General features: G+C 66.5%; 6 protein-coding genes. 2 read left to right on the top strand and 4 right to left on the bottom strand.

Annotation, left to right across the window (positions count from 1 at the left end; genetic code table 11):
• From WB785_RS05005 to WB785_RS04995, 3 genes are all read right to left on the bottom strand, one after another.
• On the bottom strand, positions 1–1,128 hold a 1,128-nt coding region (locus WB785_RS05005), incomplete at its 3' end, for a lytic transglycosylase domain-containing protein (protein ID WP_424077595.1).
• Between the two features lie 436 nt (positions 1,129–1,564).
• Positions 1,565–2,110, bottom strand: a complete 546-nt coding sequence (locus WB785_RS05000; RefSeq protein ID WP_424077594.1) for a DUF1003 domain-containing protein — start codon at positions 2,108–2,110, stop codon at positions 1,565–1,567.
• A complete protein-coding gene (locus WB785_RS04995; RefSeq protein ID WP_424077593.1) occupies positions 2,107–3,402 on the bottom strand; it encodes a magnesium transporter MgtE N-terminal domain-containing protein in 1,296 nt (431 codons plus the stop codon). The genes WB785_RS05000 and WB785_RS04995 overlap by 4 nt, the downstream gene beginning before the upstream one ends.
• Before the next feature lie 34 nt (positions 3,403–3,436).
• Between WB785_RS04995 and WB785_RS04990 the strand changes: the two genes are divergently transcribed.
• Positions 3,437–4,411 (top strand): HpcH/HpaI aldolase/citrate lyase family protein, encoded by a 975-nt coding sequence (locus WB785_RS04990; protein WP_424077592.1) that lies wholly within the window; start codon positions 3,437–3,439, stop codon positions 4,409–4,411.
• On the opposite strand, the gene WB785_RS04985 is transcribed toward WB785_RS04990, so the two are convergent.
• The gene (locus tag WB785_RS04985) at positions 4,408–5,094 is read right to left on the bottom strand and encodes a DUF4190 domain-containing protein (protein ID WP_424077591.1); all 687 of its coding nucleotides are present in this window, start codon (positions 5,092–5,094) and stop codon (positions 4,408–4,410) included. The two genes, WB785_RS04990 and WB785_RS04985, sit on opposite strands and share 4 nt — an antisense overlap.
• Positions 5,095–5,211: 117 nt before the next feature.
• Here WB785_RS04985 and WB785_RS04980 point away from each other — a divergent pair, with 117 nt between their 5' ends.
• On the top strand, positions 5,212–5,736 hold the full coding sequence (locus WB785_RS04980; RefSeq protein ID WP_424077589.1) for a general stress protein: 525 nt from the start codon (positions 5,212–5,214) through the stop codon (positions 5,734–5,736).
• Positions 5,737–5,931 lie beyond the last annotated feature (195 nt).

Here is a 5,931-nt window from a genome sequence, read left to right as displayed (position 1 = left end):
CTGTGGGGCCGGCGGCGCTGGCACGGGTGGAGCCGCCGGCGGCGGAGCACCTGGCATGCCCGGCGCAGTGGCCGGAGCAGCAGGTGGTGGAGTGTTCAACGAGAACTGCGGTGGCAATTCCGTGTCTTGGCCGATGCAGATCACCGTGCACGAAGGTCGGGGAGCATTCGTGCGCTGCCACGGCAACGGCTGCTGGTTGGGGGCACTGGCACTGGCCCCACTGAGGTCGATCAACGGCATTTGTGCCAGCGGATCGGTGGACGGCAGGCCGTGCATGTTTAGCGGCAGGTTCGGCCCGAGCCCCTCCAGCTGCGCCAGGTGCTCCAGTTGCGGGTCGGCCATCGGCGGTGGCGGGCCGGTGAGCGGCGGCAGGTCGACGGGCAGCACGCCTATGGCGTACGCCGCAGCCCAGCCGAGCACGTTTTGCGCGTACGGCATCGAGTTGTTGTAGCGCAGGATCGAGGCCAGCACCTGTGACTGGTCGCGCAGGTTCAGCCCGCCACTGCACAGGTAACGTGCGGCGCCCAGCGTGGAGTCGTACAAGTTTTGCGGATCGGCCACCCCGTCGCCGTCGCCGTCGGAGGCATACCGCGCCCACGTGCCTGGCAAGAACTGCATCGGACCCATCGCCCGCGCATAGGTGATGCGTCCGCCTGCGTTGCCTTGGACGATGACCTCGTTGCCGGGCAGTGTGCCGTCCAGCGAGGGGCCATAGATCGGCCGGACCGCGGTGCCGTGCGCGTCGGTGGCGCCGCCGTTGGCGTGCATCGACTCGATGCGCCCGATACCGGCCAGCAGGTTCCAGCTGATGCCGCAACCAGGGTCAGTCCCGGCCATCATCCGCTCGGCGTTGCGGTAAGCGGACAGCGCCATCGTCGGAATGCCAAGGGCGCCAGGTGTATTCACCACACCTGTCGGCGGGGGAGCGGACACCGTGGGGGCCGCAGCGATGTGGAATCCAATTTTTGGACGTTGGACGGCGATCACCAGTGGGCCCGACGGGTCGGTGGAGGCGGGGGCTACGGCGGCAACCGGGGTGATGGCGGCGTCGCGCAGCGTCGACGTCGGCAACGGGAATGACGGGGCTGCGGCGCCCACGACTCCGGCGAACACCAGGCAGGCGATCATCGCCACACCAAATGCCGGACTCCGGGCGGTGCGGGTCAGCGACTGCTGCACCGCCGCAACGACTGCGACGAAGGCGGCGGGGATTCTGGTGGCCCGGGCAGCGCGAACGCTCGAGCGCCGCACGGTGCCGAAACCGGTGACGAGGGCAGCGGGCATTTTCGGGGTTCGCGGCACGCGAAGTATCCGCTGCCGCATCTTTGCAAGAGCTAAGCCTCCCCCGATGCGCACCCGACCGTCCTCAATATTCGAGCCCTATTAGGCACTTGTGAAACCACTTTGAGCTTCGTGACCTAAGTCACCATACATAACTCTCTGATCACAAACGCCACATTCGCAGAGTCTGTGTGCAGGGACGATACCGGCTTGGGCGAGGTCAAACGGCGGGCGTATTTTTCGAAGATCCGTCGCGGAAATCGGTTTTTGTTGCTGCGCATTTTTAAGTGGATTTCGCCGCGCGCGCCTCTGTTCCATCGCCGCTAGGTGCCGACTCAGTGTTTGCCTTGCCCGGCTGGCGGTCCTCCAGTAGCTCCCGCAGATCTTCCAGTTCGCGGCGTAGGTAGTCGCGGGTCTTTGCGACATCGCCGATCGCCAGCCGAAGTGCGGCAAGCTCGCGAGCCAGGTATTCGGTATCGGCCTTGGTCTCCGCGGCTCGGCGGCGATCCTCTTCGAGCGTGACGCGATCCCGGTTCTCTTGGCGGTTTTGGGCCAGCAAGATCAGCGGGGCCGCGTAGGCGGCCTGGGTGGAAAACGCCAGGTTGAGCAGGATGAACGGGTAGGGGTCCCAGCGCAGGCTGACCGCGGAGACGTTGAGCACGATCCAGGCCAGCACAAGCAAGGTCTGAATCAGCAGGTAGCTGCCTGTGCCGAAGAAGCGGGCGATCGATTCGGTGAATTGCCCGACGGCCTCGGGGTCTACCCGCGGCGCGGAGACTCGCGAGATGCGCGGGGTATAAAGCCGTGCCCGCGGCGCCGACTTGCTCATGACACCCCTCCGGCCGCATCCAGCGAGAGCTCGTCGTTGCTCGCTCGCCAGTCGTGTGGCAGCAAATGATCGAGGACGTCATCCACGGTCACTGCGCCCAGTAGGTGGTGCTGTCCGTCGACCACCGGGGCGCACACCAGGTTGTAGGCGGCGAAGTAGCGGGTCAGCACCGCAAGCGGAGTTTCCGGTGCAAGGACGGGCAAATCGGCGTCGACGATCCCGCCGACCAGCATGGCCGGCGGCTCGCGCAACAGCCGCTGCAGGTGAACACATCCCAGGTAGTGACCGGTCGGGGTGGCGGTCGGGGGGCGGACCACCAACACCAGCGATGACAGCGCGACGGTCAGGTCGGGGTCGCGGACGCGGGCCAGTGCTTCAGCGACCGAGGTGTCGGGGGTCAGCACCACCGGACTGGACGTCATCAGACCGCCCGCGGTGTCGGGTGAGTGTTTCAGCAGGCGCCGTACCGGGTCGGACTCCTCTGGATCCATCTGCCGCAACAATCCCTCGGCCTGGGTCGGATTCATCGTGCCGAGCAGGTCGGCGGCGTCGTCCGGGTCCATCTCCTCGAGCACGTCGGCGGCGCGTTCGTCGCCCAGCTGCGCCAACAACTCCGCCTGTTCTTCCTCCGGCAGCTCCTGCAAGATGTCGGCCAGCCGGTCGTTATCCAGCGCGCTGACGACCTCGTAGCGCCGCTTCGGCGGCAGCTCACGCACCGCATCGGCCACGTCGATCGGCCGCCATTTTTCGAACTGATGCAGCAGCTGTGCCACGCCCTGGCCTGGCATCGCCAGCAGCGAAGGGGTCAGCCCCTGCACGTTGCGCCAGCCCACGATGTGGGCATTGCTGCGCCGGCCAAACCGTCTCGGGACCCGCACCGCGACGCGCGTCACCATCCAGTCGCGAGTTCGGGTCTGCTCCAAACCCAGGTCGGTGACGACGACCTCGGTGTCGGCCAGGTCCGGCAATTCCGGGTCGTTGATCCGCACCTTGGTGTCGATGATTTGTCCCAGCACCAGCACTTCGCCGGGCCGTTGCTCGAACCGGGTCAGCGACACGTTGGCGGTATTGAGCGTCACCGCGTTGGGTTCGATCGCCGCGACCCGCAGAATTGGCACGAATATCCTTCGGCGCGAAAGCATTTCGACGACAAGCCCGAGAACGCGGGGCTGCTGGCGGACGATGCTGATGCTCACCACCACGTCACGCACTTTGCCGAGCGACTCGCCCATGGGGCCCAGCACCAGCATTCGCGCCAGCCGCGCCGCGTACACCCTGTTGATCGAGGCCATGCTGCACAGAGTATTCAAAAGAGGTGAGTGAAAAGTGACCAACGCCTACCGGCCCCGCCGTACTTGCCTGTCGGTCCCGGGTAGCAGCCAGAAGATGATCGACAAGGCCAAAGACCTTCCCGCCGACGAGGTCTTTCTCGATCTGGAGGATGCCGTCGCGCCCGACGCCAAGGCCGCGGCTCGCACCCGGGTGGCGGCGGCGCTCGCGCAGCCCGGATGGGCCGGGCAGTTACGCGGCGTTCGGGTCAATGACTGGACCACACCGTGGACGCACGCCGACATCATCGAGGTGGTTTCCACCGTCGGTGCCGCGCCTGACGCCAAGCTCGATGTTGTTGTGCTGCCCAAAGTCTCCGATGTCTCCCATGTTCAGGCGCTCGACCTGCTGTTGACCCAGCTGGAGACGGTTCACGGGCTTCCGGTGGGAGAGATCGGCATCGACGCGCAGATCGAAGACGCCCGGGGTCTGATGAACGTTGACGCGATCGCGGCCCAGCCCCGGGTGCAGGCTCTAGTCCTCGGTCCTGCCGACTTGATGGCCAGCCTCAACGTGCGCACGCTGGTCGTCGGCGAACAGCCGGAGGGCTACGACGTCGGCGATGCCTACCACCACGCACTGATGACAATTCTGGTGGCTGCCCGCGCGCACGGCATTGCCGCTGTCGACGGCCCTTACCTGAAAGTGCGTGACGTGGCAGCGTTTCGGCGGGTAGCGGGCCGGTCGGCGGCGCTGGGCTACGACGGTAAGTGGGTACTGCATCCCGATCAGATAGCGGCCGGCAACGAGATCTTCAGCCCGCGCCAAGAGGAGTACGACCACGCGGAGTTGATTTTGGAGGCCTACGAGTGGCACACCTCCGCCGCGGGTGGTGCGCGGGGAGCGGTGATGCTCGGCGACGAGATGCTCGACGAAGCCAGCCGCAAGATGGCCTTGGTGATCGCCGGTAAAGGGCGTGCGGCGGGCATGCAGCGTCAGACCGGTCCGTTCGTTCCGGACGATCCGCGCTAGCGCAAGGACGGAGAGGTGACCGCTGCCATGACCGCGATGACGAGGATCACCAGCGCCACCGCCACAGTCGCGCCGACCGCAATCCCAGCGATGGCAAGCCCACGGCCCTGCTGGCCTGTTCGGTTGATCTGATTGAGCGCGATTGCCCCGAGCACGGCGCCGACGACGGGAATCAGAACGCCTAGCCAGCACACCAGGCTCAGCGGAATGCCGAGAAAGACACCCGCAATCGAGGTGGCCAGCGAGCCGATGGCCATCCCGTTGGTCTCTTGCGAACGAGATTGATAGGGGTGATACGGGTCGTAAGGGCCGGGATATCCCGGCGGGCCGCCATATCCGCCACCGCTGTAGCCCGGTGGTGGATAAGACGGTCCGTATTGCGGCGCTGCCGGCGGGTATGACGGACCGCCGTAAGGCGGCGGCTCGAGATATCCGGGCGGACCATAGCCGCTTGGCGGCGGCTGGCTTGGCGGCCGGTATCCGACCGGCCGCTGGTCCCATGGCGGCACCGGCCCTGGCTGCGGTGGATATTGCGGAAAGTTCGGCTCGGGCTGGGCGGGCGGTTGTCCGGCGTATGCGGGCGGGATGAAGTCCTCTCCGAACTGGTGTGGCTGTTGGCCCTGCGGAGGCTGCCTTGCTTCGTCGTGGGCTTCCTCGCCGAAGTTGCCGCCCTGAAATGTCATGCTGTTTAACCTAGCGTGACCGCGGGCTGAGCAACGTTTGTGCTGGTAATCGACCCGTCGGGGCGTGGGGCAGCACCGAGCCGCTGCTTCTTCGGCTCGGCAGAGGACAATGAGACCATGACCAGTCCCTTCCAGCCCGGACAGGTTCCCGGCGCCACACCTGGTGCTTCGGCCGCGGGCCGGCGTGCCCCCGGATTGCCGACGCCGCCAAAAGGCTGGCCGGTCGGCTCTTATCCCACCTACGCCGAAGCCCAGCGGGCGGTCGATTACCTGTCCGAGCAGCAGTTCCCCGTGCAACAGGTGACGATCGTCGGTGTCGACCTGATGCAAGTCGAACGGGTCACCGGGCGGCTCACCTGGCCAAAAGTGCTCGGCGGCGGTGTGCTCACCGGCGCCTGGCTGGGACTTTTCATCGGTTTGGTGCTGGGGTTCTTCAGCCCTAACCCGTGGGCGGCGTTGATGACCGGCCTGGTCGCCGGGGTGTTCTTCGGCTTGATCACATCCGCGGTTCCGTATGCGATGGCGCGCGGCACCCGGGATTTCAGTTCGACGCTGCAGTTGGTCGCCGGCCGATACGACGTGCTGTGCGACCCGCAAAACGCGGAGCGAGCCCGCGATCTACTGGCCCGCTTGGCAATCTGACTCGGCGGCCGGGTGGCCGTTAGCCGACGTGTTGCATAGCACGCGCGCATGCCTTTACGGTCTGCGGCGAGGCAACCGACGACCTGTAGATGGGACGCGGCGATCGCGAGCGCGGCGAAGCCGGGCGCAGCGGGTCGCCGCGAGAAAGGCCGGTGTGGTGGCGAGTCGCCGCGGGCGCGCAGTCCGGCTGAGCGC

Origin of the sequence: Mycobacterium sp. (genome assembly GCF_049585075.1) — a bacterium.
Lineage (GTDB): Bacteria > Actinomycetota > Actinomycetes > Mycobacteriales > Mycobacteriaceae > Mycobacterium.
Note: the sequence above shows the minus strand (reverse complement) of the source record. Positions and strands in the feature narration are given on the sequence as shown.